At 66.1% G+C, this 735-nt stretch carries 1 protein-coding gene; it reads right to left on the bottom strand.

Annotated elements, in window-relative coordinates; translation table 11 throughout:
• Positions 1-64: 64 nt before the first annotated feature.
• Positions 65-616, bottom strand: coding sequence for a recombinase family protein (locus ACPYN7_RS18030; RefSeq protein ID WP_424348561.1), 552 nt, complete (start codon positions 614-616; stop codon positions 65-67).
• Positions 617-735 lie beyond the last annotated feature (119 nt).

Below are 735 nucleotides of genomic sequence, written 5' to 3'. Positions count from 1 at the left end.
ACGGGTAGCAACGCCGATTCTGGGCACCCTCGCCCCATCCCGCCAAGACCCCCACCCCTTGGAATTACTCATCTAGGATCCCGGCGAGCTCCACCTGGGAGTGTGAGCCTTCGCCCCACAGCGACATCACGAGGTTCTGCTGCGCGGCCGAGAGCTTCGGCGGCTTGCCCTTTAGCTTCCCCTTGGCCCGGGCGATCGCCATTCCCTCACGAGTACGCATCCGGATGAGGTCTGCCTCAAACTCGGCGATCATCCCGAGCGCGTTGAACAGCAGCCGGCCGACCGGGCCGTTCGGGTCGTGCTCGGAACCGCCCAGGGAGAGCACCACTCCCTTGGCGGAGAGCTCGTCGACGATGTTGCGCGCGTCCATCAGGGACCGCGCCAGCCGCTCGAGCTTGGTAACGACCAGTGTGTCGCCGGCCCGACACGCCGCCAGGGCCGTCGTGAGCCCGGGGCGGTTGCGGTTGGTGCCGGTCAGACCGTGATCGACATAGATCTGATCCGGTGGTACACCGAGAGATGAGAGCGCGTTGCGCTGCGCGGTGAGGTCCTGAGCGTCCGTCGAGACCCGCGCGTAGCTCCGATCCTGATGCCTGACATGGCAGAAGTGTCGCACTCAAACCCCCTGAACGTGCACCGACGAGCGAGCAGGGTTAACGGGGCCTTCACAGCTGAGTGTGGGTAGCGGTTCTCCGCCAGGGGCGATGACCGCCTGCGGCGAGCAGAGCCCGTAAC

Source organism: Kocuria sp. CH-021 (genome assembly GCF_049716185.1).
Taxonomy (GTDB): Bacteria; Actinomycetota; Actinomycetes; order Actinomycetales; family Micrococcaceae; genus Kocuria; species Kocuria cellulosilytica.
This window is presented reverse-complemented; position numbering and strand designations above follow the sequence as displayed.